This window comes from Burkholderia sp. Ac-20365 (assembly GCF_017104715.1).
Taxonomy (GTDB): Bacteria; Pseudomonadota; Gammaproteobacteria; order Burkholderiales; family Burkholderiaceae; genus Paraburkholderia.
The window spans coordinates 370269-396840 of the sequence record NZ_JAAGPI010000003.1 but is presented as its reverse complement, the minus strand read 5'-3'; the positions used below and the strand labels follow the sequence as shown (position 1 = coordinate 396840).

Genomic DNA, 26572 nt, shown 5'->3' with positions numbered 1-26572 from the left:
ATGGCTTGCCCCGTTATCTTGACGTGCCGAAGCATCAAGTCGCGTGGTCGCCGCGTCGCCCGATTCCGTTCAGGTTGTCTGGGACTAGTACCTGTTACTGGGTCAACGGTCCTGGATGACGTCAGAGAAAGCCCCCAGTTCCTCCCAGACAAAACTCTCATACACCGTCCCTTCGCCAGTCAACAGCGTACTGCATTGCAGATCGACCGTCGCGTCAGCGCGGGTTTAGACATATTCTGGCTGACGCGCTCTAGTTCGTCACTGATCGTGAAGTCCCGGTCATCAGACGGCCCAATTTCGGTGAAAGAGTGCGTTCGGGTAGGTTATCTACCAGAAATAGCTTCGCCAGGGTGATGGAGGCTTTCCATCTGCGTTTGAGTCCAAGAGAACTACCAGATATGGCGACAAATTGACCTGGCGAAAGGGAGGAGTGTGCTCTCTCAGTTTTGCCCGATCGAAGAGTGTCAGCCCCCGCGTTACGTGGCCGGACAGAGGTGGCCTGCGTTGTATAAGATGAATACCGGGCTCCCTTCACCATCCGTTTAATTTGCGCATAAGACGGCAAGCGGAATCGCAGACTCTGGCTCTCAGGCTTACTGGTCAATGGAGAAGAACCGATGACCTTTTCCTGACACAGCGTACAAATCCAGATGCAAATGACGCCTTCGAGGTCGCCAGCGGGCACCGTGAGATCTGTGCATACGTGACTAGACAGACGCGACTGAAAACTGCCTTCTCATATAGCCAGCGATGATCAAGGCGTTCCAGCTGAGCTATGCTGAACAGGAAGACAACGCAGTGCAGCGTTTCTTGTGGTGTGTATTTGTGGCAAGCTAGCGAGATCGCGCAACCGTCCGCGACGTGGAAACGCGATATCGAGGTAAGCAATCGCCTTGGACTTTGTCGCTTTGGGTTGGACGCAGAACGCACACCGAGGAAACTGGGTTAATGAAGCCGAATTTGCGCGTAACAGTGGCAGCGGAAGCATGAATCGACCTTCAGAGCCTTACTTGGCAATAAAGGTTTGATGAGCAGACCTTCCTGACACAGCGCGCAGAGCCAACTTTATAACGGCTTACGTTAGCGAGTAAAAGAGCAAACGATGCTGCATGTGTCCGTTGATTTTGGCGCTTTCATAAGGCGCTCGCCAGAAAGAAAACGTTCGACGCGGGAGATGGTCTTTTGCATTGCCGCTGGATGAAGAGCGTGGATTGACTGCCATCGGTGTTCGCGCCGGTCGTACGCTGATCAATACGTGCGAATCGATGAATGAGCTGTCGAGTCTGTTGGTCGCGACTGTGGCACAGTTTAAAGGCATCTGCATATGTTCCGTGTGCAGTGATCGCACGGAAGTCACTTCCTTCTTTGGGGGGGCGCACGACTCTGAACTCGGCATCGACGAAGGTGTTGCACGCTTCGCCACCATGTTGGACGACAGCTTCAACACGCTGCTCGCGTCGCCGCGCGAGCATAAGGAGCGGCTTACGAAGTATTAGCGCTGCACGGCGCACGAGGTCAAAGGTGCCAGCAACTGGAAGAGAGCGAAAACCCCCATTGAGCGCATCCACGCGCGTATTGCACACGCTCGCTCTGATTTTCCCCACAAGGCATCGAACCCAATCAGGGGGATCGTACTTTCCGTGCATTTTCTGGCGGTAACGGCGTGAGGGGCCCCTTGCAGCAAGGCTTTCGCGAGGATCTCATTCACAGGCTGTGTGTGCTTCATCTTGAAGTGCCGCCGCTTCGCTAGTGGATCCGAGCAACCGATTTCGGAACAAATTATGGGATAAATACAATCCTCGGTAGTGTGGGGTCCGTCTCATGCTGACAGCGGAGCGGACAGTCGTAGACATTTCCTGAGTGGCGCTGATGGGTCGCAAGTACTCTTCGCCCGGATCGGGTCTCGACATTCGAGACTGCGACGGGGCGAACGTCGGAAAACCGCCGATCAGCAGCTTCACGGTGGCCGACACCCCAATGTCGGCAATGGCCGATCAGCGGATATAGCTTGCGAGGGCGGGGAGGGCGCCGGAGCGAGTCGGGATGTGGCGGTTCGACATAACGCGCGATATCAACGGCAGGCGTCGGTCTGCCTGGCGCCCGGCGCTCATGCCGACCGGCGGTGGCGGCGTCGCGGGTAGACCGACGCCGTCACGCCCTTCGCGACCCCTACAGCAGGATCGCCTGCTGCAGCAGCTCCAGCGCTTTCAGCTCGTCCAGCCGACCCGTGCGTGCCTTACCGGCCAGCGTCTTGATCAACGCTTCTGCGATTGGGGCAATACCGTGCAGGGTGTCCAGACTTGTCGTGGAGGTGACGTCGGGCAGAGCCGGATCTTGTCCCGAGGTCCCGGAGGCCGGCAACGACTCCGGCATCGACCCGGGGCTCGCCAATTGCGATACCGGAACCGCGTCATGACTTTGTGCCGGTGTGCGGCTTGTGGGATCGTCATGGAATCCATTCGCGTGGGCCTCGGGACTGGCGGTGGTTGTGTCTTTTTCTTCCGTGACAGCTGCTGGGGCAGGTGAGGGCTGCGCCAGGTCACCCGCAGCGTTCGCACGCTTGCGCCACGTACGCGCTTCCTCGCCGGCGGGTTTCGCCTGGACGCCATCGTTCGTGGCTGGCGCTACCGGCTCGTCCTGCCTGACGGATGCGCGCCCACGCGGAGCCGGTGCAAGCATAAGCGACACGGACTCTGGAATGTCGGCTTCGGTGCGCGGGCCGTCCAGCCAGCCAACTGGCAGTCCGAGTCGCTCCGTGAAGCGGTTAGCTTCGACACTGTCCATTCGCTTCTTGCCGTGGAGCCGATCGGCGATGTTGAACCCACTCATCTCCATGACCACGCCAAGTTTTACCTTCGATCCGTTGCGACGCGTGAGAAGGCGCAGGTTGGTGCGCCGGATGGTCTCCAGCTCAGCACTGTCGCTCAGTGCCAGCGGTTGCTGTTGTGGCGTTTTGGAAGAAGTCCTGTCTTTCGAGGTCGAAGCCTTGAGCGGGGCGCGAGGCACAGACTGGTTTGGCGTCTTGCTTCGGCTTTTCTTGACGGCTCCCGGTGAGCCGGCACCGACTTTCTTTGGCATGTGCACTTCCTCGGACATACTGACTTCTGGAACGGCCTGCTGGTCGACTGTCGTGGCGGCCGCCGGCTCGAGTGCTTCGGACGCTGCGTCGAATCCCTCATCGATCTGAACGAGGTCGAGCGGTGACTTCAGACGGGCAATGGTCTCGTCCGCGAGCGCAGGGTTAGGTTGGTCAAAGAAGCCATGCGGCAACCCCAGCGTGGTTTCCATGTGAAAGGCGGTCTCTGGCGTGAATCGCTCGCCTTTCATCAATTCGGCGACGCGCGTCATGTTCGATTCGAGTGCGATGGCGATATTCTCTGCACCGACCGCATCGACCAGAAACTGAAACGATCGTGTCTTGAAGATGGAGGCGGTCTGCGAGGCGTCTTTGGCCGGCGCCTTCACATACGAGGACCCCTGCCGTTGGGGTGGAGGTTTTTTCTCGTGTGGAAGTTGGCGTTGACCGTTGCGCCGGGATCCCGCATATCGCCCGCGGGCTTGACTCATAAAATACGGCTCCATGCGGTGTGGATTCTGGATGTGCCGATTATAGACGAGGCGATGCCGCCGAAGCCGCCCGACAGTGAGCAGTACTACAGCGGTCTGGTGCGATCATGCCGAGAAGCGATCTGTGGTGATTCGAGGGATGAATTCCCGGAGAACGTTCCCGGATTTGCAAACGGTCCACCAGCATCAAGACGACTAGTCTAAACGCGTGGTGCTGGTGGGCCACGAAAATGGCATAGGAAACCACGGTCAACTGCGTCGGGCAGAGACGGCAAACTACGGTCGTCGGCGTATGAGTTCACACGGGGATTCGAAGGTTCGCTCCCGCTTAGGCAACGCTGTGCTCGAATCAAGTCAATTGCATCGTTCGCCTTTTTGCCTCAGATCATGTCCTTGGTTATGAGTCGTCAGTGGCATGCAAGCCATGGCCACCTTGCGTGCCGAGAGACTAGCCTTACAACGAAAAGCCCAACAACGCCCCCAAAATGGGTATCGCGCGCTTTTATTCGGGCGGACAGCATCTGATTATTCCCATTCGCGAGAGTGTTCCTTGCCTGAATCAAAAAAAGGGAGCGTAGCAAAGACGCTTTTGATCTACTATCCCTAAGGAAGCCCTCAATCTGCGATGGGCATGCAATCGTGAGCGGAGAAGCGATGCTAAATCAGCCTGAAACCACAGAACCATCTGCACATGAGAGCGAACTTCTCGAGGATGCGATCGTCGTTTTGAGGTTCGCGTCCGAGAATATTAAAGTACTTCCTCCGGACTTGGCACGTGAGATTGAGGAAGCGCAGACGGCGGCGACCGAGCGGCATTGGTCTCCCGCGATATCTGGCAAGCTTTGGGTCAACTTTAATGTGATATGCAATCTGATAAAGCCCGTCACAATCGAATCCATAAGGGCAATGCGCGCCACGAAGCCGACTCGCGCTCCAGCATGGCTGTTTAGAACAAGAACGGTGTCTGATGCGGATATTATTTCTCGAAACTATATTGTAGGGCTGACTTTCCTAATCTTAGCCATCCTGCCAATTCAACTCTACGCATGGTTTGGAACTAGCTTGTTCAAAGAAGGGGATGACTTGGCTGCCACAATGGCGATCAATATTGTGCAGTTCAAGAATCTCGTCGATTCAAATAGGGATAAAAGTGATACTTATAAAGAAATCCGGGCAGTAGATCTCCTAACAGAAATAAAAGGCGATACAGCTAGACTTAGAGGCATTGCGGTAACCATAAAAAATATTTCCCCATTTACACCGCCGCAATTCCTCGAATCTTTGACCCTGCAGACAGAGGCAAAGAAGAAAGAGACGCACTCAGTCGATCCGATGCTTGAACCCGAGAATCTGATTAGTCAATTTAAAGATTTGAAGACTTATTTATCTCTGTATATCGGGATCTTGACGTCCTTCATTTTACCAATTTTGTTTGGCCTTTTGGGTGCGACCGCGTTTGTGATTCGACATATCCTTCGGCAAATTGAAGATGGGGCGTACGTCCCCGCATCCCGACCTCGCAATCTTGTTAGGCAGGCACTTGGAGTGTTGATGGGCTCGGTTGTAGGTTTGTTTGCGGATCTCTCAGCCAAGTTTAGCCTGCCCCCGCTCGCTATCGCTTTTCTCGCAGGGTATGGCGTCGATTCAATATTTGCAGCATTCGACTCTCTAACGGACAAGTTCAGACCCGGTTCACCGAAAGCGGTCATCGCCGACAAAGATTGAAGCGCTTCGCGCATGGCTCACTGGTTCGTGTGCGGCTTGACTTGTGTGGGCAAGTCGACATTCTCGTTGACCCACCAACGGTACGGCCATAACTATGAGGGCACCAGTGTGCACTGTTGTGTTGCAATGCGGAACAAACATGCCAGCGCCAGTATGGTATTGTCTGAAAAAAACGTTGCGTCGAGACCCGATTATGTCAGTGCAGGCTAAATTGCTTTCGCTGTACGATCGTTTTCCGTTCCACCGGCATCCCGTGTGGAACGCGGTGTTATCCGGGCAGTTTTCCTTACAGCAGGTCGTTGCCGCTGAAATTCAGCACTGCATCCGTACTGCGGCGGGACAAAAGCTTCGTGCGGTGGCGGTTTCCGAAGCGCAGGCGATCAGCCCGACGATTTTTGCAGCGGTGCTCGATACATATCTGGAAGAATGCACGGCCCACGATGGAATGCCCAGTCATCTAGACATGATAAAAAGCTTGGTGGTCGCTGCTGGCGCCACGAAGGATGACATCGAGAGGGCGCGGCCTACGCCTGGCAATGCAGCAGCGATGGCACTCTATCGCGACATTGGCCTGCGAGGCGCCGCTTGTCACATTCTGGGGGCAGGAGCGGTGGAGCACTACTACGCCTCGCTATGCCCGCGAATCTATGAGGCCTATACGGGTATCTACGGACTATCTCCGGATGCCGCACAGACCTATCTCGTTCATGGTCCACTGGACCAGCAACATGCGGCACGAGCGCTCGCAATTGCGGATGAGGCAGTGGCCATACATGGTTGGGTCGTCATTGAACAGTGCGTCGCAGACGCCTTTGTGGCAACCAGTCTGCACTATGACGGTATGTTCCAGGCTGCGACCGGAAGGAACGTCTTTTGGGATGGGGTGAGCGAGTGAAAGGGTATATCTATACAATGTTTGCAGGGGCGGACCCTGGGGTGGGCTGGAATATGACTGATCCTATCTTTGGGAAGCGTCCGACACTCGGCGCATGCATGCCTAATATCCGGCGGTTCGTGCAGCCTGGCGACCAGATTTTCGTCATCAGCGGGCGAGTATCGGGCGTGCAGCAATATATCGTGGGCGGATTTGCAGTTGACGAGAAAATTCATGCTCTCGCCGCTTATGAGCGTTTCCCCGAATACCGTCAAGCTCGGGAAGGTGACGGTAGCCTGCGGGGCAACATCATTGTCGGGCATGACGGACGGCAGAACGACTTTGACTACCACGGTAACTTTGAGCGTCGCCTCGAAAACTACGTTGTCGGCCGTGACCCCGTCGTGCTTGAGACGCCGAAAGAAGTTGAATTAGGCAGAGAGCGCTCTCTGGCGCTGTTGCAACATCTTTTTGCGAGGGATTACGCCCAGAGCATCAGCGGCGTAATCGGGCGCTTTCGTAAGATGAGCGGTGGACAGATCGAGGACCTCAGAGGCGCGCTGTCTGAACTGAAGGTAGAAGCACGCGATGCAAGGCGTTAAAGAACGATTGTTGTTGTCCGGGATGACTTCTCGCGAATTGTCGAAGAAGTCAGGCCTCAGTATTGAGCGCGTTGAAGCGGTCCTCGGCGGGGGAGACCTTAGCTTGGCTGAGTTGAGCGCTTTTGCCAGTGCGTTGGGCATCAAAGCGTCCGAATTCGCGAAGCACTCGGACCAGGCGACCCGAACCGAAATGCTGTTTCGCCAGAGTACTCCCAAGGCAGGCAGGTCATGGGAGTCGGTCCGCCGTATCAGTGATCAACTGTCGAGCTGCCTTGATTTCGCCACACCGCTATTTCATAAGCTGCAATGGCTTGAATCATTCAGACCAGAGGCGGAGACGCACGAAGAGGCCGAACTGCTGGCCGACCGGTTTCGCGCACTTCACTATCGCGAAGATCTTGTGAGCCCACTGTTTGGACTTCCGAAGCTTGTGAGTGAAGAACTGGGTGTATTACTTTTCGTCGTGCCAGAGCAGGGGATCGAAGGAGCGTCGGCAATTGTAGGTGGCCGCGCGTTTATCTTTTTGTCGCCGCGTACATTTAAGCCACGAATGCTGTTTACGCTTGCACATGAACTTGGGCACCTGGTGGCAGGTCATCTGCGCGGGAATGAAGTCGCCTGTGTCGATGAAGCTGACTCGTTGGGCACGCTCTCCCGTTCACGTGCGAAGAGTGAACTGTTTGCAGATGCGTTTGCGTCGGCGCTGTTGCTTCCGGCGAAAGGTGTCGGCATAGCGCTGTCGAAGCTTCGAGCGATTCTCAAAACGAGCGGAAATCTCGGAGACATCGAGATTCTTTATCTGTCCCGCATCTTTGGCGTGAGTTTTGAAGTTGCCGCGCGACGCTGCGAGGATCTGCAGCTTCTTCCCGCGGGAGGCGCGCGTTCTCTGTATGAATGGCTGGTGAAAGAACACGTCAGTCCGGAAAGACGGGCGGATGCACTTGGCCTACCGCCCCGACCGGACATCGAATTCCGAAATGTCCCTACTGAGTTGATCGACGTGGCAATCGAGAAGGTGCGTAGAGGTGAACTGTCGATTGGAAAGGCTTCGTCGATGCTTCGGATGACTATCCCGCAGCTCTATGACTACAACTCCAACACGCTACACTGAGCGAATCGTAGTAGACACCTGTTGCCTCTTAAACTGGGTGAACGGAGGCGCATTTGAAGGGATCATATCGCTTCCGCTTACTCTGTACGTAGTCGGTCCGCTGGTCGAAGCAGAGTCGACAACCATTGCTGAGTTACTCACCCAACATTTCGCATTGGGCACGCTTGTGCGATTGCGCAACGAAGACCTCAATGCCGCTGTTTTTTTGGAACTCGTTGATAAGTACGGGCTCGGCGAAGGTGAAACAGAATGTTTGGCCCACGCTATTGCCTCTGACGACTTGGTTGTATGCAGTGACGACAGGAAGGCACGCGGCGTGGTCGTGGCGTTGCTAGGTCGACCACGCCTGACAGGGACGATTGGACTGCTGTTGCGGTGTCTCAAGAACGGCATCCTCACCGCTGACGAATTGCGGCAGGCGCATCAGATGATGATAAGCGCTGGCGCCTTTCTGCCGCCGTTACGAGCTCACGATATTGGTGCGGCGACCACCCTGACCACATCGCGATCAAGTCCTCCCGGCTGACATCGTCATCTTCCGTGCGTCCGACGTACGCCGAGTCCATCCTCCCGACAGCGACGTCGCCGCCACAGTGCGCTCCCAGCAGCCTCGCGTATTCTGCCTCCTGCCGCACGATGGTCACCGCACGGAGTAGGGGTTAGGCCGTTCCAAGCATCGCGAGTCATGACCTCTCAGGCACTTTGCCCGACTCCACGCTTGCGTGGCAGTGACACCGAAAAAGTTGTAGCCGTATCGTCAGATCGAGTCTCGATAGTGCCGTGGTGTGCTTTTGCGATCTCGCTCGCGACGAACAACACCAGTCCGAGGTTGCCTGTGTGCGCCTTCACCCTGACAGTCCGGCCCTCGCCAAAATGTTGAGCAATATGGCATGGTCATCGACCGGCCGCTCCATTAAACTCTGCGGCGAAAATAGAATAGCCAATCTTGAGCATGATAGGCACGCAAGCAGGAGAACGGTTTTGGCTCACCCATACTTCGAAACGGAACGTTATCCGTGGCATCGCGAGGAAGCGCAGCATTTCCATCGCCAGCTATACACAGCGTTCAAGCTGCAGCCGGAGATCTCGCTGCTCATGAATTCGTGCGGGCCAGGCCTCACCCCCATCGCTCCAGGGGCTGCGGACATAATGTGGACGGAGGTATTGGACAGGCTGGCGGCTGCCCAATTGCTCCGTCGACTCGGCGAGCTTTTGCGCGAAAGAAACTTTCCTTTCGTCAACACCGCATTCAAGGCGTTGGAAGACGCGGAAGATCCGGTCGAAGCGGCCGGTGTGTCCGACGGCCCGATTTTCGTGAATCGGGTGAATCTGCGTGACGCGTTGAAACGGCTCGCGCAGCCGAAAGCTGCGCAGAAGGTACTGCTGATCCGCGGAGAACGGGGATCGGGCAAGACGTATTCCAGAGAAATCGTCTTTCGTCAGGCCGAGTCGCTGGGCATCAATTGCGCTTATCTCTGTGCTGGTTTGGTCGCGACCGCCGAAGATGTACTCGATCAGATCTTCGCAGAGTTGGGTGGAGGGGGGCTGCCGGACGTGCAGACCACCGACGAGGCCTGGTTCAAGACAGCGTGCACCAGCATGCTTCGCCGTGCGGAGGAGCGCAATAGGGGTGCGTGGATCGTAGCCGACGATCTCGGTCTGATCGACGGTGTCCCGGCGCTCGACCCGCGGATTCGCGCCCTGTTCGATCAGATGGCGCTAAACATGCTCAAGCCGACGTTTGCCAAGTGGTTTCGGCTGGTGCTTATCGACTATCCGGAGGGACCCGTCCCCACCAGATGGAAGAAGAGCTCTTGGGAGGAAGACCGGCTGCGGGTCGCGGACATTAACGAAAGCGAGATAGGCGACTTCCTGCTTCGCTGGACGAAGTACCACGGGAAAGCGCTGGCCGCTGAAGACGCGGCGAAGCTCGCACACGAAGCAATCGCGCGGGTCGATGCGAAAAAGGTTCCGGACGCGCAACGGCTGGAAACCATCAACGACGATCTGAACCTCCTTCTGACGAACCTGTGAGGCGCTCTCATGATCGAGACCAGTAAGCCGTCGTTCAACGCTCTGCAATTCTCGAGCGGGCTGCGGCGGGCGATCAGGGCGGTCGTCAAAGTGACGGTCGAATCGGGCCGCGCGTACACCGATAGTACGGGTTGGCTAATCACACCGTCGCTCGTCGTCTTCCCGGATCATATTTTTCTCGACGGGCGGGATTCGGCGCAAAGTGAGTTGACCGTGCGATTTAGCCTCGGTCGCGCACCGTACGAGCAGTCGTTTGTGCGGACAACCATAGAGGCTGTGGAGCGACTGGGCGACGAACTCGGCTACGGCATCGCGCTGGTGAAATTGGATGTGATAGCCCGCGTACCGCCGTTGCGCCTGAGCGTGGCAACGCTCGATCCCGGTGCCCCGATCTCGGTGGTGTCCTTTCCGCCTGACGAAGTGCGCTTCAGCCCCGGAGAACTGGTCGAGCGCAGCGCCACCATGCTGGGTTATGACGCGCATACGACAGCCGGCAGCAGCGGCGCACCGGTGTTCGATAGCGACTGGCGCGTGATCGGAATTCACATGGCGTCTCAGGGAGACATCAGCCGCGGCATCACGCGGGCGAGGTTGCTGGAGCTGTTACAAACCTCCAGATATCGCGACGAGATCTATCGGCATCACCAGTTGGCCGACGTATCGCGGGCATCGAGTGCGCTCAGCGAGACGCACAAGCGTGGCAAACCCGAAACGTCCGACCGGCAACTGACGGGTTTCGCACTGCGTTCCACGTTCTCCCCCGATGGATTGTCCCGAACGGATCGCGTCCGCATGCAGCCCCTGGTCGTCAATCCGCATGCGAAGGAGTGGACGTTGCAGCCGGTGGCACGGCAATCCGCCATCCGCGCGGCGGGTTCGCTGGAAGCGTTGCGGCTCGCCGCGCCCGTCGACGACCAGTCCGCGGCGGGCAGGGTGGTCGCGCGGGTGCTGGCCGGCGCGCCGTACGCGCTGTCGGACACCACCGAGGAAGAACTTGCCTGGTGGCTTCAGATCATTCGCTGGTTCGCCGACGTCCCGAACGAGCTGCCTACGTCGTTCGAAGTGAACCGGGCACTGCAACAGCGGCGCACGCGCAACCGTCTGCTCACAATCGCCGGAGAGGATTTCGTCGGCCGCGAAGAAGAGCTGAAGGTACTCGCGGCGTGGTTCGACGAGTCCCAGCCGGCTGCGATGACGATTTACGGCGTAGGCGGTGTCGGCAAATCCGCGCTGACGGCCCGCTTCATTCAGTCGTTGCCGGAGAACCTGCTGCTACTGTGGCTCGACTTCGATCGCGCGGACCTCGCGCCTGATAACGCCCGGTCGGTTCTCGCGGCGCTGCTCGACCAGTGCAGAACACAGATCGACGGGTTCGAGCCCGTCGATATCGACGCGCAAGACTGGGCCGGATGCGCCGACGCGCTCGCCCGCCAGATCGACGACAAGGCCGGTAGTCGGCCATTGCTGCTCGTGCTCGACAGCTTCGAAGTCGCCCAGTACGCAGAGCGGTATCAGGAACTCTGGCCGGTGCTGGAACGCCTGAGCAGCACACTCGATCGGCTGCGCGTGATCGTGTCGGGGCGGGCGCCACAATACGCGCTGGAACTGCACGGACGCGCGGTCCGCTCGCTGCCCCTTGGCGGTCTGCCGCCAGATACCGCGCGCGCGTGGCTCACCACGCACGGCATCTCGGAACCGGTTGTGCGGGAAGAGGTCGTGACGCGCTCACGAGGTTTGCCGCTGATCCTACATCTGGCGCACCGTCTCGCGCTGGCCGGCGGCCGGATCGACCATTTGCCGGAGCAACTGCCCGAGAAAATCCTCATAGGCTTTCTATACGACCGCATCATCAATCGCGTGCAGAACCCTGCCTACCAGAAACTGACCATGGGCACGCTGGTGCTAAGACGGTTTAGTGCGAATATGATCCGGCCGGTGCTGGAGGGAATCGTCGAGCTGCCTGACGGCGAGCCGGACGAGTGGTTTCGCGAGATTTGCCGCGAGGTGTCGCTGGTCGAAGGCACCGAAGCCGTAAGGCTGCGGCACGAGATACGGGCCTCGGCGCTTGAGGTGCTCGAAGAAGCCGATGGCGCGATGGTTCGCCAGATCGACGAACGCGCGTCGGCGTGGTACCGTTCGCAGGACACAGACGACCCTGAAATGGCCGCCGAGCTCGTTTATCACCGGCTACGCCTCGACGATGTCGAAGGCGCTAACAGCGCTTGGCGCGACGGCTGCGGCGCGTATCTGGTCTATGCGGATGAAAGCCTCAAGGGCGACGCGAAACGGTGGCTACAAGCGCGTCTCGGCATGGCGCAGCTGGATCAGGTTCCGCTGGAGGTATGGGAAGCGGATGCGGCGGAGCGCATCCGGTCCGCACGTTCCCGCGGGCTGGATGAGAGCGTGTCGGGTATTCTCGACGAACGCGCCGAGCGTGGCGATCAGGATCCTCTGCTATTTCATAAAGCCTATCTATTGCGTAAGCAGACGCTTTCCGCCTCTGCATTGGAGTTGCTGACCCGGGCGGGTACGACGGCCGAAATTTCGATCGTGCGCGAGCGCGCAATGCTTGCCGCATTGATTCAGATGGAAAAGAGCCAGTTCAAGAAAGCGGACGACATCCTCAAGGAATGGTGTCTGTCCGAGCGCTGGCTGGACCGGACAGATCATGTGGTCGAACTCGGCGCTGTCCTCGCCACGCGAATACGCTTAAACATGCACCTGAACGACGAATTGCAACTCGCTCAGGAACTGGAAGGCGCCACCGAGAACCAGCGCAGACGGATGACGTGGCTGACCCCCGTCGACGTTTTATTGCCGAGACTTGCCACGGCACTGGCGCAAGGGGCCCGTTTATCGAAAGATCTAGGGGTGACCATCGATCTGACGGCACAGTCACACACACCTCGCAGTCTGCTTCGGACGTTCGAGGAACTTAGGCGTTTGCATCAAGGCTGGGGCGCTGAACCACCGGGGCTCGACTCTGTTTGGCAAGGCATCTCCCGGGACCGGCCCGTGGAAGTCGCCTCGTGGCCAAGGAGCGTTCCTCCCGCAGCCAGAGTTATTCTCGACGGCGCTTGGCGCCGATGGGCCATCGCGTCGCGATATGGCCTGTTCGATGTTTTCATGCAGATCATGGAGCAGTACACGTTCAACGCGTTGACGAACTCGATACTGTCGACGCTGGGGATTTTCGCGGCGATTCCCGGCTTGCGGCTCACCGTGGGAAAAAGCGACGTCCGCGATCTTCTCGGCAAACTCACACCACAAAGTATTCTGTCTGACCGCGGGATCGACTGGTACCTGGAGAATTTCAGTCCCGATCGCCATGTCCGGCTGGATGAAGCAAACCAGGCCCGGGCGAGCGCGCTCGCTTTCTGTTGCACTGCCTCCAATCCGCTCGAGATGCTGGTGGATCGTTTCGCGGGCAGCCTTTCCAAGGGGGTGTGACATGAGTTCGCTATTCGACGAACCGCAGTATCCGTTCCATCTGTCTGTCGCGCGCGATCTGCATCTTACGCTGACCCGGCTTTACCCGACTTCGAAAGCGGCGGCGTTCGCGGCAGACAAGGCGGGGATCGGGGCCTACCGGATCAATACTGACCAGTCGCCCTACATGATCTGGTACGAGATTCTCACTTGCGCGGCGCCCGCAGGCTTGACGCGAGGTATCGTCGAACTTGCGGCGACCGAGTTTCCGCGCAGCCCGTCGCACGACTTTCTGACCGCGCTACTGGACGATCGTCGTCCACGCGTCCAGCCGGAACCGCGCGACAGCGACGGCAAACCGAGGTTCCGCCACGGCAGTGATGACGTCAGCGAACCTGAAGCGCTGCTGTTTCACGACGATCTGACGCTGCGCAGCGGTCAACTGAAACCGCTGATTGCGGCTCTGGAACGGGTGCACGCGCTGATGCCCGCCGTGTGTCGTCTGGAGGTCACGATTGCGCTCGGCGAGGCGAGGGGTACCGCGTTTCGTATCGGCCCCGACCTGCTGTTGACCAACTGTCACGTACTCAGGCCGGAGGGGCTGGACCCTGTCGCTGTCACCGCCACGTTCGGCTACGAGGACGATGCCGCGGGCACTGGACTCGACGGCCGGGCGATCGCGTGCCTGCCCGCTTCCATCATCGCCGACGGCGCGGACGATTGGGGTGTGATTCGCGTCGCGGCGCCGATTCCCGACGGCGTGCCGACGCTTCGTCTGGATCATGGCGTCATCGCGCGTTCCGGCCTAGGCGCCTTCATCGTTCAGCACCCGAACGGTCAGCGCAAACGGATCGCGTATGCGCGCAACCAGATCACGTATTGCGACGATCAGGTCGTGCAATATCTCAGCGACACGGAGGAGGGTTCGTCGGGGTCGCCCGTGCTGGACCCCGACGGCAACGTCATTGCGTTGCACCGAGCGGGCGGCCGGCCGCAGGAAGTAGCGGGGCAGGCGGCTCTGACGAAAAACGAAGGTATTGCAATCGCGCGGGTGTTGCGGGGCATTGTTGCGAAGGGCATTGAGCTCTAGCCGCCGCGACGCACGTCGCGCAGGCATCGTTTTCCAGCAAAAAGGACTCCGTCAATGGTCGATCAGGCAGCGGTTATCGAAAAGCTTCGCATGCTCCGGGCGCAGGATCCGGAACTCGGCGAGGAACTTCAGCGGCGTCTTCGGGCCGCCACGCCGGAAGTCGCGTTTGTGCCACGAAACGGATCCGATGCGGCCGCGTTGACGCCGGAAACCATCGTATTACGCACCGGCCGTCCCGTGCTGGGGATTCGCGAGGACGCGGTGCGCCTCGACGTGCAGTTTGCCGAGAGTGAGACGTGGCGCGCGCGGATTGCGCAGGCGAGCGCCGTGTTGAATCAGCCAATTCGCGGCGTCGGACGGATCGAACTGAAAGGCCATCCGTACCTGACCTGGGTCGGAACCGGATGGTTGATTCGGTCGGACGTGATGGTCACCAACCGCCACGTGGCGCGCGAATTTGCGAAGCGCTCCGGCGACGGTTTCACGTTCAGGATCGGCGTCGGTCAACCGTCGATGGAAGTCGACGTGAATTTCCTCGCTGAATTCGAGCGTGAAGAACGGCGTGTACTGGCGCTACGCGAGGTGCTCCATATCGAAGAAGACGACGGGCCGGATTTCGCCTTTCTCCGCATTGCAGAGTCGGATTTCGCGGCGCCGGTCAAACTGTCGACGCGTCCCAGCCGTCTGGCGCAGACCGTGGCCGTTATCGGTTATCCTGCGCGCGACAGCCGGATTCCGGATGCGCCGCTGATGGACCGGCTGTTCGGCAACGTGTACGACTGCAAGCGCTTCGCGCCGGGGCAGATCACCTTCGCGGACGACGCGGCGTTGCTCCACGACTGCACGACGCTTGGCGGCAACTCGGGATCGCTGATCGTCGACCTCGCCACCGGACACGCGCTCGGGCTGCATTTTGCTGGACGCTTCCTGAAGGCCAACTACGCGGTTCCGGCGGCGTTACTCGAAGAGGCATTACATCGCGTGCTGAGCGGCAAGCGGTCCGCACTGTCTGCGACGAAGCAGGGCGTAGAGCAATGGCCGGGCTTGCCGGTACAGGTTCAGCCGGCTGCGTCGCCGCGCCAGCAGATTGCGTTGACGATTCCGCTTCACGTCACGATCGATGTTGGCGACCTCATCGCTCGCCTCGACGGCGGCGTGCATGCCACGTCGACGCCTTCCGCGACATCGTCGGTCAGCGTCGTGGCCTCGCTTGCGGCTCCCTCATCGCCCGACACAGACATCGAGGTCGAACCGGAAGGCAAACCTCAGGACTACGTGGGCCGGCAGGGGTTCTTGCGCAATTTTCTCGGTGACGGCATCGACGTGGCGCTGCCGCGCGTAGTACGTGACGCCGATCAGGTGCTCTCCTTTTCGTTTGATGGCAACGAGCGGGAGACGGAACTTCGCTATCTACATTTTTCGGTGGTGATGCACGCGACTCGCCGGATGTGTTTCTTCAGCGCGGTGAATATAGACGGCAATCGATATAGAAGAACAATCCGGCCGGGATGGATGCTGGACCCGCGCATTCCGAAAGATCGGCAGATCTTACGCGAGTGCTACGGCAATCCGCCGAAGTTCAGCCGGGGGCATATGACGCGACGCGAGGATCCGGCATGGGGCACAGCCGCCGAAGCCGAGCGCGGCAACGCCGATTCGATGCACGTCACTAATGTCGTACCGCAAATGCAAAGCCTCAACGCCGGTCTGTGGCTCGGGCTGGAAGACTATGCGCTAAAGCACGCGCGCCAAGACAGCATGAAAATCTGCGTCATCAGCGGCCCGGTATTGCTTGCTTCGGACCCGTTGCGCGACGGCGTGCGGATTCCGCTGACGTTCTGGAAAGTGATTGCGTTCGTACACGACACGACCGGAGAGTTGAGCGTGACCGGCTATTCGATGGCGCAGAAAGAACTCGTCACCGGTGATGAATTTGTCTTCGGTGCGTTCAAGACATATCAGCGATCGCTAGCTTGGATCGAAACTCAAGCCGGCGTGTCGTTCGGCGCCTTGACACACGCGGATCGGTTCATCGAGACAGAATTGCCAGACACGTGCGTGCTTACAGATTGGCGGCAGATTCGGTATTGACTTGGTTCGAACGGGCATGGCGGACGCACCGGGCACGCGGCGAACCGATCCGCTGGCTCGTGGTGTATTGGCACTGTTGATGGCGACGGACGCGGATAAAGGCCGACGTCTCGCCTTGCCCGATAAAAGCCGGAACGCCATGCCCAAGGTGCTCAAGAAAATCCGAAAATCGGAGAGCGGGCCGAGGTCGCGGTGAACGCCGCTCCCGATGATGCTGCCAAGCCCGCGCCGGCAATACCAACAATGAACTAGGTCATGGGCAGGGCTACGGCGGCCGGGCGCGAATATGCTGAGACTCGACGTGCGATGATTCGAGGAGTGAACTCCCAGGAGACTGTTCCCAATGTGGAAACCATCTACCAAGATCGAGTAATGACTCGTTTGCATGACTGAATTTTGGACAGTTCGCTGGACGGCGTTTGCATGGTGACCTCGCGCACTGAAAAGCGGCCAGTGAGTTCCGAGTAGTCGTAGTCGAGTTGATGAATCTTGATACCGCGAATCGAGCGTGCCCGCAAGAGGTCAGAGGCACGATCCAGACTTCAATACTTTAAGTCTTGAAAAAATCGATCGAGCATACGCTCCGCAAATTTCGCGCTGATATAGCTGCCAAATGGCTGATAATCGTCTCCCTTATCGCGGTTTGCGAGATCGGAAACGGACTTCAAACAAACGACGGCTGGCTTCGCTGACGTGACAGAGTTGCATGCGCTATATACGCCGAAGCACTCCATGTCGACCGCCAATGCTTTCCGATGCTGGCGTTTAAACATCTCGTGCATCGACGCTCTGGCTACGACAGCACTACCGGATACCATTGGGCCTGGAATGAGATTCACTTCTTTCGGTGCGGGACCTCTAAATAAGGATCGAAGTTCGGGAAGACTGGCACTTTCTGCTTGCGCCGCCTGGAGTAACCCCGGTGTCGCTGAAAACTGATCAGGTGCCGCCTCAAACTCTCCATCTGCGTTCCACTTTCCGCTTTGCCAGTCCCAACTGCGGTCAGCGATGATTAGATCGCCTAGTTGAATCTTGGAGTCAATCCCACCGCAGATCCCCGTCATTACCACCACCCGCGGTCGAAATTCGTAGACTAGTGCTTGTGTTGTGAGAGCAGCGGTCACTGGTCCCATTTGACTGCAGTGAGCAGCTAACGCCGCATAGAAATAGGAGTTTTGAGATTCGAAAATCTGTGAAACCTGCGGAATCGAGTGCAATAAGTACTGAAACGACCTTCGATAATTCAACGTCGCTCGTAGAATGAATCAGTGTTGTGGCACAGGCATCAATAAACGATTCATAGTAGTCGGGCAACGTGTTTAAAATATCGCAAGAGAGGACATGGGACATGTCGCCCGGGAGAGTCGTAATCTGGCCTAAGGCACGATACGACATGTATTCCGCTGTAGTTTTATCAACACCTAGCCTCGGAAAGCTATCTTGACACTTAGATCGGAAGCTTTCGATGGGAAGGAACGTCTTTGCTTCTTCCCCGTAGTAACTTCAAATATTGGTTTTGCATCGAACGGTCTTGTCGCGCTTATTTCGATTGGTGATCATCTATGCAACCCGAATCGCAAAGATGGAATTCGACATTAGTCGGATTACGACCTTTGAGGCTGCCAGAAGGTGGTTAGTCTTAGAGTTGTCGCGCTGAAAGTGCCCAGCGTTATCCAATTTTTACATAAATCCTGAGACGTGGCACGTTGCCGTTTTGGGGGCTTCAGATCCTTGAGGTCGGGCGCTTTCGCTTGAAGGGTTGCGCAACCAGCGACCACTAACGAGCGTCGTGTAGTCATGCGTCGCTGTTGCATGTGTGGAGCCCGTAGGGTTTTTGTTTAATCATCGTGGGTCAAGAATCATCGCGAAGCATACCGATCCTGACCATGCAGACTCAGAACTGCGAACTGCAAGTGAGCCATCGCGCAACTAACTGTCTGGCACACCGTAACCCAATCCAGCTGCGCCGAAAAAGCAGCCGACAGGACGGGGGCATGTGAGGCGAGGTGCTACGTTCTCGGTCAAGACGAAGGTTGCCGGGACAGCGCCCGTGCGGTAGGGTGGCGACCGGTCCGCGAGCATCGCGGACCTTATTACACAAAGGGAGACTGACAGATGAACAAGCACGAACTGATTGACGCTATTACTGCTACCACAGGCGAAAGCAAGGCCAGCACAGGCGAAGCCATTGACGCCATTCTCGAGGCCGTCACGGCCGCAGTCACGCGCGGCGACACAGTCCAGCTGATCGGATTCGGCTCATTTTCGACGGGGGCCCGCGCGGAACGCACCGGTCGCAATCCTTCTACCGGCGAGACCATCACAATTGCGGCGGCGAAGACCGTCAAGTTCACGGCAGGCAAGGCCTTCAAGGACGCTGTCAATGCAGGCTGATATCGGCCCGACATGACGGGCGGCCTGGCTACCGCGAGGGAGCGTTGATCACCTGACTGTTTTCGGTCGGGTGGCTTGCTCCGTTAACGGACCCCATGTAGCATCGACGGCTCCAAAAGAAGCAGTACCCCTGACTTTTGGTGCGTGTTGAAGCCCACCGCCCATACCGGCCGTGGGCGTTTTTTCGTGGCGAGAATTTCTCACGGAAGGCCCTTCGCGGATAGAGGCTCGCACGGTGTGTCTACGCGGGCTGCAATCTCGCAGCAAACTGATCGTGAATCTGGCCCACGAGTGGCACGCGATAATCGAGACAGCCACCGTTCGTAAAAAGTAAAGCCATGGCTTTCTCGGTCGTGAGCCCGAACATCGCCAGGCTGTCGGGTGCCCGGTCGACCGCCATGCGGACTATGCCGATACGGTCCCGCCATTCTGGATTCACACCGTTGGCGCGCATCCAGACGAGCGAGAGTTCGACCAGATGATCCGTCCTGAGCCACACCCGTGCGTGCCATGGCCACAAGCTCGCCGACCACGAGGTAGCACAATCCCCGAATGCGGGGCCTGCCTCTGGGCCAGCGGTGCGCGCCGGGGTGTGCCCCGAAGGCCGGTAATGCACTGTCGAGCGTGTTATGCTTGGTGCACTTGTACACCAAATTGTTGAGCTATGAACGAGGCTACTGACAACGGCATCGCGCTACGCGCCCTTATCGAGCAGGCCGGACTTACGCAGGCTGATGCGCTTGCCGCCCTGAACAAGGGGCAAGCGTTCCCAATTGCCCTATCCACGTGGAAAGCATATCTCGCAGCACCTGATAGTGCACGGCGGCGGGTATGCCCAATCAACGTCCTTGAACATGCCAGAAAGACGATTGGCAAGGTTCCAAAAGGGCATTGACGAGGTGCACATGTGCACCATATAATCTAATCAATGTCTCGATAGGGAGCTGTCATGGGAACGAGATACGAACAGGACGTAGTGGCGTGGGCGGGCGAGCAAGCCGCGCTGCTGCGCGCTGGCAAACTGTCGGCCATCGACGTCGAGCATATCGCCGAGGAGATCGAGGACGTGGGCAAGAGTGAGCAACGTGAACTGGCGAGCCGCATGTCGGTACTTCTCGCGCATCTGTTGAAATGGCAATTTCAGCCGTCACGTCGCAGCAAAAGCTGGCAGTTCACGATCCGCACGCAGCGCAAGGAAGTGGACTACGTGCTCAATGAAGCGCCGAGCCTACGCGGCAAGTTTAACGATGCGGCTTGGCTCGACATCGTCTGGTCGAAGGCGCGTAGTCTCGCGAGCAACGAAACGGGCCTTGATCTTGATGTGTTCCCCGAAGTACTACCGTGGTCCGTCGATGACGTGCTGTCGCGAGAATTTCATCCCGAATAACGGAAAACAGCAATATGACCAAGAGCAACGTGTTCTTTGGCTCGTTCGGTGGCTTGATGGTTGGCATGTGCGGAATAACTCTGCCGTACCACTTAGTACACGGCTATGCGTGGTCTGCTGTCGGCGCAACCGTTGGGTTGATCGGCGGCATGTCCTGCATCGCCATTGGATTTATGAAGGGCGACAAATCAGGCTCGAACCCGTAGGAAAACAGGAACTAAAAATGATTAGCGTGCTTTTCTTCGTGCTGCTGGCGCCGATCGGGGTAGTGTGGGCTGTCTTTAGACTTTTTCAAGACATGGGGCGCGTTTTCGGCTTATGGCTCGCGCCCGCCGCGCTGTTGATTTATTTTGGCGCTTTGCTTTTCGTAGTCGGCTTGCCAGCACCCGATGCGGCGTTCGAATCGGTCTTTCAATGGCTATCTGGATACGTCATCGTCGGATTCCGGCTGCCGGTGGTGCTCCTAATCGCAGGTATCGCGATGCTGGTAGGCGCGGCGGCCTCTCGGGCCTCCCGCCGCGGTCACAATTCCGTAGGGCATTGAGACAACGGAAACACAACAGCGATTTTCGCGTGCCCGAAATCAGAGAGAACGGAAAACGAGAGAGGCACATGGGACAAGCAAAGCAACGAGGGTCGCGGGATTCAGCGAGTAGAGCAAGCCAAGCAGCGTGGCAACGATGTGCCGCGAATGACTGATCCGACCGACACGCTCACTGCATTTCAGGAAGCCTTGCGTGATGGCTTACTGACGCCCGAAAGATGCAAGCTGGATCGCGAGCTTTTTGTCCATCTGGACCATCCCAACGGTAAGCCTCGCTTTACCTACGTACGCCTAGATGGCAAGACGGTCACGTCGCTTGGTGTCTTCGTCGTTGTCGAGCCGATCGAAGGCGTTGCTTGCTTTCAACTCGGCTATGCGGTGCCTCCCGTATATAGGGGGCACGGATCTGCATCAGACTTAGTTCTTGCAGCGATTGCCGAAATGCAACACGGGTTTGGGCGCGCAGGCGTGAAAAGCTTTTGCATTGAAGCGATCGTCGGCGCTGACAACGCTGTTTCGCAGCGGGTAGCCGAAAAGATCGGGTTGGGCGAGCCGCAGAAGATAACGGATCAGTTCAGCGGAAAACCGGCGCTTCAATACGTGCTTCAGGTTGCAACTTGAAGCGATCGGAACACGGACAGCATCGATGGCGCCGAACGGACGTTGACGAACCTGCGCTGGTTGCGTCCGGCCGCGAATACAGCCCGGAGACTGCGCAAGCTGCTAATCGCAAATGGTTCGAGCACGCTGGCCGCAACGGCGGCGATTACTGATCGGAAAACTCGAACATGACATGGCTACGCGTTCACGGGCGCGCGAAATCGGCGGCCGTCAGTTCGAGGTGCGTGGCTGGATGAGCGAGCACCTTGCGCTCGGCGATCGCGCGGATACGGCCGTAGCTATTCTGGAAGGCGCGCAGGATCCGGATGTCATCGGCCTGGGGTTCAAGCCAGAAGCAGTCCTGCAATGCCCTGATCGTCACCACGCATTCAACTATCCCCTGGGGACCAGGAAGGCTGAACGCTACGCCGCGACCGGCGAGCACCTGAGGGGCGACTTCAAGGGTGTCCATGGGAATCAGCACGGAAGGCAAAGAAGCGGTTGAATGATTGTTGCACAGAGAATGCGGCGTGAATATTGGGGTACCCGATCGCTGCCTGGTTTGTGACGCTTCGCCTTCGATGATCCTGAAGAAGCTCACCGTAAGCTGGCCGCACATGTACCCGGTTTGCACATACCGCAGCGTCATTTTCGAACGGCGAAGGCCTCCGCGAACTGGCGCGCGCGTTTGACCTCATCGCTATGCAGGTAGATTGAAGTGGTGGAGACCGAGGCGTGCCGGAGGTTGTCGCGCACGGCGGTCAGTTCCGCACCGCTGCCCAGCGCGTGCGTGGCGTGCGTGTGGCGCATCCAGTGGGGGCTGGCCCGCCGCAGCTTGTCGGCCAGCGGCGCGTGATCCGCTTCGATCGACTTCGCGGCAAGCAAAAAAAACCGTCGCATCACGACCCACAGGCGTGCACTGCTGATAGCCGCGCCGCTGTCCGTCTCCAGACTGCCGATGACGGGCGTTTACGGATGCCAGCGCACAGGCACAACTGGCAGACCCCGTTCGGCCAGATAGCGCGCGAGTGCCTCCCACGCGAGCGGCGGCAGCGCGACGCGTGCGAGCTTTTTGCCTTTACCCGTAACCCGTAACCAGTGTTCACCGCGTGCATCCGTTTCTGCCTGGCCCAGGGTTGCGCCAACCAGTTCGCTGGCCCGCAGGCCGGTCGCGTAGCCGAGATCGAGCAGGAAACGCAGCCGCTGCGCGGCGGGTGCGCTCCATCCATAGGACCACTCGAGCCCGTCAGCGATCGTGCGCACCAGCGCCCATTCGCCGTCCGTAAAGGCGCGCGAGGCGTCGAGCGCAGTCGGACTGCTGCCGTAAGCCGAAATAATTCTGTCAATCCAGAATCCCCGAAAAGGCAAGCTGGATAGGGAAGCGCGGGATTGGGCTGACAAGATCAATTTCACTTCCAACGAAACAAAACCGTCAACTCACATGAGATCGGATTAAAGTAGTCAACTGATGTTCGAAGACCAAAGTGGCCACCCAAACAATTGATAGTATTGTGTTTTTCGTCGTTGCGAGTACGGCGAGGCGGTAGGTATAGCTTACAACATCAAAAGACCCGACTTGCGGCACTCGTATCTGATCTTAGAGGTCTTCGCCGCCTAGAAGATAAACGGTCTCCATTTATAGAACCAGTTTCTATTTGATATGGACTGCGAATTGATTGAGGGATGGCAAGCCCCGATGCAAATCATATGCTGGAAAGGTAGGCTTTTTCGTAACCTTAGATGCCGATACCCCGAGACCATCCGAGACAAGGTCAGTTCCGCATAGGCCGCGATTGACTAGCGGCGTCGCTTACCGATGACGTGATGCCTGTCGATCCTCTTAGCAAGTCCGCACGTCGAATTTCGCGTTGCGACCTTTCAGTTGACGCTTCGCATGAAGGAAGCGCCGATAGTTCCAGTGCAGGATATCTAGTCTATTGATTTTATGATGTTTTTATCACTCGGGATGGTCGCCATTAAATCAATTGACAATCTTATTTTGGAAAGGTTGACAGTTTTGTCTTGTACTACGGTCGCGGGGGATTCGTGCAGCGCGAGCCAGGTCTGGACTGCCTGATAGTCGCTGGTCGCATCGAGCGTACAGGTGGCACGCGGGGCGCGGAAGGTACCCGCTGACCCGTCGACCTCGTACGGCAGGCGGATCGCCTCCCACGGCACGATGTCGTTGCGCTGGCGGGTGACCACCAGCGCACGCGCCTTTTCCGTGAGAGCCGGCCACGCGGCGAAGAACGCCTCGATCGCGCGGGCGCTGGCCACGCCGAGCCCGGGCACCGCTTTCGTAAATCCAAATGAATTTGTCAATCAAGAATCGCGGTTAAGGGCGCGACGGGGGCTCACCGCCGAATAGCTTGACATTTTTATTCGCAATCGAGGCCAAATAAATCAGTCAATTCGCATAAATACGCATTAAATTCGTCAATTCGCGTTCTAGACTTCGAATCTCGCGACTAATGTATTGATCTCATGGAGGAATGTATGAAGACTCCTGAGCCCGTTGCACTCGTCCGGCCACGCGGTGCGCACTGGATAGAAGCGTTCAGTCCGAAGCTGAACCGGCGGTTGACGCTATATCGGCGCTGCGCGTTTGATCAGTGGATCCTGATCGAAACCGACCCAACGGTACGCACGTTTTGCGAGCGTCCCGGATACGTTGAAGCTGATGGACAGCGACAACTCGTGGACTTCTGGATTGCCTTATCAGATCGGCAGGAACTGATCGTTCTGCCGGGGGCGGTAATCAAGGACGGCACCGAGTATGACTTCGGTTCCCGCGATGACGAGGCGGCGAGCGTTCGGGCCGTGAGTTACACAGATCTGGCTGCGGCGCGGATGTGGATTGATAACTGGAAGCGCATGCTGCCCAGTATCGTGGTCACACGCGACCTGATGTCTGCTGCCCTCCTTGATGCCGTGCAGTGCTTTATCTCCGGCCCACAGTCACTACTTGCAATCGAGCGCGAGTTTTCAGGTGGTGATCCAATTCTCGCCCGGGCGGCGGCGTTCTGGCTGTTGTATGCGGGTCGCGCCAGTGCCTCTGAACTGTGGTCCGACGCATTGTCGTTGATGACCCGCTTTACTTCCCGCGAGCGCCTATCATGAGTCGTCGCAAGCCTGAATTGCAGGCGCTCGATCTCGCGTCGTGGCCTACTGTTGCATGGACGGATTATGAGGCGAGGGCGCGCAAGGTTTTCTCGAACCGGATACAGGCGATTGAGCGCTTTGCACGCGGTGACGCTATAGGGGACATCGAGCGATCAGCCGGTGTGAACCGTCGCCAGATCTATCGATGGCTGGAACGTGCACTGGCACCTCATCCGGACGGACGGATTTTTGGCTTCCGCGGGTTGCAAAGCTATGTGAGGGTCAAGGAATATGCCCGACTTGGCCAGATTGCGGTGAGAGGAGAGCGGGGCAGCCGTGGACTTGCTGGTGCATTCTCTCAGCTTCTTGAACGCCACACTGCCCTGTCAGCGTGGTTACGTCTGCAGGTCAAGCGTCGTCGCGTGGTACTCGTCCAGATACATACTGAAGGCCGTTTGCATACGCGACTGCGAGGACTGAAACCGCTGCACGCCGAGTTTCTCTGTCGATGCCGTGATGCAGGGATCACAGTTGCAGATTATCCATTCAATACAGATGGCCGCGGGATACGCTCGCTTGCTGCGCATCTGAAAGCAGAGATGCTGCACACGTTCGCAACGGCCGCCCGCTCAGCGGGAGCCTCGCATCTTAAAGGTCTGCCCTATCATGGCGAGGAAGCTCGCAGTCCGGCTGCTACCAGGCCATATCAGGTCGTGGAATTTGACGGTCACCGGCTCGATATCCGGCTTAAAGTCGTAGTACTTGACCAGTTGGGTGTCGAGCAGGCGTTCGAGATTGAGCGGGTGTGGCTGCTTGCGATCATCGACGTGTGCACCCGGGCGGTTCTTGGCTATCACATCGCGCTCGGACGCGAATACAGCCGCTATGACGTAATCAAGACCATTGAGAATGCGCTGGAACCGCATCGCGCCAGATGCTTTACGATTCCAGGCCTTGCGTATGGACCGCGTGATGGATTCCCGTCCCAACGGCTGGCAGAACTCGCTTACGTCACATGGGAATGGATGAAGCTTGACAACGCGAAGGCGAATCTAGCGAACGAGTCGCGTGCCGCCTTGTGTGAATTTGTCGGCTGCTGTGTTGACGCCGGGCCTACGTATAGCCCAGATGAGCGGCCGTATATCGAGCGGTTCTTTGGCACCATAGCCAGCAGACTGTCGTCCCGACTACCGGGCTACACGGGCTCACATACCCGTGATCTCCGACGGGCACTGGCAGACCCGAAGGGCAACCTGCGACTGTATGTTTCACTCGATGAGCTGGATGAACTCATCGAGTTCGCGATCGCGAGCTACCACGGAACGCCGCACGCCGGTCTCAACAACGTCACGCCACTGGAGGCGATGGAGTATTTTGTTCGTGGCAGGCAGCAGCTGCTTATGTGGCTGCCAGAACATCATCGCCGCACGTTATGCCTGATGCAGTCAGCGATGCGGTGCCCGGTGCGAGCCTATCTCGAGAAGGGCGTCCGTCCGCACATTAACCTGTACGGCGCGCGCTATACGAGTGACACGCTCGCATGCAGCACGCACCTGATTGGCAGGCGGTTGCTTGTCTATGTGAATGCCGATGACCTGCGTAGCGTGCGTGCATTTCTGCCGGATGGCGCAGAGCTTGGCGTTCTTGACGCACAGGGAGCGTGGCGAGTGGTACCACACAACCTCAAACTTCGACAGCAAATCCTGAAGGAGAAGGGAAACCGACGCTCGGATACGGCGGGTTATGCCAACCCGATTGAAGAATACGTGCACGACAAACTCACGAAGGCCAAGAAGGCGCGCAGGGCGGCCTCCGAGCTTGCTCAGGCGAAGAGAATGCTCTCCGCTGCACCAACTGCACGCACACCTGTCGGTCCCGCCAAAGCCGCGATGGTCGCGACAACGGTATCCAATCGGTCGCCGGAAGCAAAGCCAGAAAGGGAACCCGTAGTGCGGACACCGACGCGTCCTCGAAGACTCACTATAGGTAACGGCCAGGTCTTTTAACACTCCCTCGTTGGAG

At 58.1% G+C, this 26572-nt stretch carries 21 protein-coding genes and 2 pseudogenes; 17 read left to right on the top strand and 6 right to left on the bottom strand.

Annotated elements, in window-relative coordinates:
• The first annotated feature begins 1187 nt into the window (after positions 1-1187).
• Complete coding sequence (locus G3O01_RS08110; protein ID WP_205803993.1) at positions 1188-1496, top strand: hypothetical protein; 309 nt, start codon at positions 1188-1190, stop codon at positions 1494-1496.
• Between the two features lie 673 nt (positions 1497-2169).
• On the opposite strand, the gene G3O01_RS08105 is transcribed toward G3O01_RS08110, so the two are convergent.
• Complete coding sequence (locus tag G3O01_RS08105) at positions 2170-3567, bottom strand: hypothetical protein (protein ID WP_205803992.1); 1398 nt, start codon at positions 3565-3567, stop codon at positions 2170-2172.
• A 654-nt stretch (positions 3568-4221) separates the two neighbouring features.
• Between G3O01_RS08105 and G3O01_RS08100 the strand changes: the two genes are divergently transcribed.
• From G3O01_RS08100 to G3O01_RS08060, 9 genes are all read left to right on the top strand, one after another.
• Entirely contained in the window at positions 4222-5292 is a 1071-nt protein-coding gene (locus tag G3O01_RS08100; RefSeq protein WP_205803991.1) for a hypothetical protein, read from the top strand.
• A gap of 193 nt (positions 5293-5485) precedes the next feature.
• Positions 5486-6187: an iron-containing redox enzyme family protein gene (locus tag G3O01_RS08095; RefSeq protein WP_205803990.1), complete on the top strand. Its 702-nt coding sequence runs from the start codon at positions 5486-5488 to the stop codon at positions 6185-6187.
• 53 nt (positions 6188-6240) lie between these two features.
• Complete coding sequence (locus tag G3O01_RS08090) at positions 6241-6768, top strand: hypothetical protein (protein WP_205803989.1); 528 nt, start codon at positions 6241-6243, stop codon at positions 6766-6768.
• Complete coding sequence (locus G3O01_RS08085) at positions 6755-7879, top strand: XRE family transcriptional regulator (protein WP_205803988.1); 1125 nt, start codon at positions 6755-6757, stop codon at positions 7877-7879. Before G3O01_RS08090 ends, G3O01_RS08085 begins: the two co-directional genes overlap by 14 nt.
• A complete protein-coding gene (locus G3O01_RS08080) occupies positions 7851-8405 on the top strand; it encodes a hypothetical protein (protein WP_205803987.1) in 555 nt (184 codons plus the stop codon). Before G3O01_RS08085 ends, G3O01_RS08080 begins: the two co-directional genes overlap by 29 nt.
• A 455-nt stretch (positions 8406-8860) precedes the next feature.
• On the top strand, positions 8861-9913 hold the full coding sequence (locus G3O01_RS08075) for a hypothetical protein (protein ID WP_205803986.1): 1053 nt from the start codon (positions 8861-8863) through the stop codon (positions 9911-9913).
• Positions 9914-9922: 9 nt separating this feature from the next.
• Positions 9923-13363, top strand: a complete 3441-nt coding sequence (locus G3O01_RS08070; protein WP_205803985.1) for a serine protease — start codon at positions 9923-9925, stop codon at positions 13361-13363.
• A gap of 1 nt (position 13364) precedes the next feature.
• Positions 13365-14432 (top strand): serine protease, encoded by a 1068-nt coding sequence (locus G3O01_RS08065; protein ID WP_205803984.1) that lies wholly within the window; start codon positions 13365-13367, stop codon positions 14430-14432.
• 54 nt (positions 14433-14486) lie between these two features.
• Positions 14487-16523, top strand: coding sequence for a DNA/RNA non-specific endonuclease (locus tag G3O01_RS08060; RefSeq protein WP_205803983.1), 2037 nt, complete (start codon positions 14487-14489; stop codon positions 16521-16523).
• Positions 16524-17065: 542 nt separating this feature from the next.
• On the opposite strand, the gene G3O01_RS08055 is transcribed toward G3O01_RS08060, so the two are convergent.
• Entirely contained in the window at positions 17066-17770 is a 705-nt protein-coding gene (locus G3O01_RS08055) for a 5'-methylthioadenosine/S-adenosylhomocysteine nucleosidase (protein WP_205803982.1), read from the bottom strand.
• Between the two features lie 868 nt (positions 17771-18638).
• Between G3O01_RS08055 and G3O01_RS08050 the strand changes: the two genes are divergently transcribed.
• Positions 18639-18917 carry an HU family DNA-binding protein gene (locus G3O01_RS08050; RefSeq protein ID WP_205803981.1) on the top strand — a complete coding sequence of 93 codons (279 nt, stop codon included), beginning with the start codon at positions 18639-18641 and terminating at the stop codon, positions 18915-18917.
• A gap of 241 nt (positions 18918-19158) precedes the next feature.
• Here the strand turns inward: G3O01_RS08050 and G3O01_RS08045 are convergent, their stop codons facing one another.
• Positions 19159-19416: a hypothetical protein gene (locus G3O01_RS08045; RefSeq protein ID WP_205803980.1), complete on the bottom strand. Its 258-nt coding sequence runs from the start codon at positions 19414-19416 to the stop codon at positions 19159-19161.
• Between the two features lie 450 nt (positions 19417-19866).
• Here G3O01_RS08045 and G3O01_RS08040 point away from each other — a divergent pair, with 450 nt between their 5' ends.
• The 4 genes from G3O01_RS08040 to G3O01_RS08025 all read left to right on the top strand — a co-directional run bounded on the left by G3O01_RS08040 (position 19867) and on the right by G3O01_RS08025 (position 21469).
• Positions 19867-20304: a DUF29 domain-containing protein gene (locus G3O01_RS08040; RefSeq protein ID WP_205803979.1), complete on the top strand. Its 438-nt coding sequence runs from the start codon at positions 19867-19869 to the stop codon at positions 20302-20304.
• A gap of 14 nt (positions 20305-20318) precedes the next feature.
• Positions 20319-20510, top strand: a complete 192-nt coding sequence (locus G3O01_RS08035) for a hypothetical protein (protein WP_205803978.1) — start codon at positions 20319-20321, stop codon at positions 20508-20510.
• 17 nt (positions 20511-20527) lie between these two features.
• Positions 20528-20848: a hypothetical protein gene (locus G3O01_RS08030; protein WP_205803977.1), complete on the top strand. Its 321-nt coding sequence runs from the start codon at positions 20528-20530 to the stop codon at positions 20846-20848.
• A 147-nt stretch (positions 20849-20995) separates the two neighbouring features.
• Positions 20996-21469 (top strand): GNAT family protein, encoded by a 474-nt coding sequence (locus G3O01_RS08025; protein ID WP_205803976.1) that lies wholly within the window; start codon positions 20996-20998, stop codon positions 21467-21469.
• 184 nt (positions 21470-21653) lie between these two features.
• On the opposite strand, the gene G3O01_RS08020 is transcribed toward G3O01_RS08025, so the two are convergent.
• From G3O01_RS08020 to G3O01_RS08010, 3 genes and pseudogenes are all read right to left on the bottom strand, one after another.
• Positions 21654-21920 (bottom strand): DUF1488 family protein, encoded by a 267-nt coding sequence (locus G3O01_RS08020; RefSeq protein ID WP_205803975.1) that lies wholly within the window; start codon positions 21918-21920, stop codon positions 21654-21656.
• 173 nt (positions 21921-22093) lie between these two features.
• Positions 22094-22762, bottom strand: a pseudogene (locus G3O01_RS08015) (tyrosine-type recombinase/integrase); the annotation flags it as partial.
• 729 nt (positions 22763-23491) lie between these two features.
• A pseudogene (locus G3O01_RS08010) lies at positions 23492-23755 on the bottom strand (phage integrase family protein); the annotation flags it as partial.
• A gap of 189 nt (positions 23756-23944) precedes the next feature.
• On the opposite strand from G3O01_RS08010, the gene G3O01_RS08005 reads away from it, so the two are divergent.
• Together G3O01_RS08005 and G3O01_RS08000 are read left to right on the top strand one after the other, a co-directional pair.
• Entirely contained in the window at positions 23945-24568 is a 624-nt protein-coding gene (locus G3O01_RS08005) for a hypothetical protein (protein WP_241023769.1), read from the top strand.
• Positions 24565-26556 carry an integrase gene (locus G3O01_RS08000; RefSeq protein WP_205803973.1) on the top strand — a complete coding sequence of 664 codons (1992 nt, stop codon included), beginning with the start codon at positions 24565-24567 and terminating at the stop codon, positions 26554-26556. The genes G3O01_RS08005 and G3O01_RS08000 overlap by 4 nt, the downstream gene beginning before the upstream one ends.
• Positions 26557-26572: the final 16 nt, after the last annotated feature.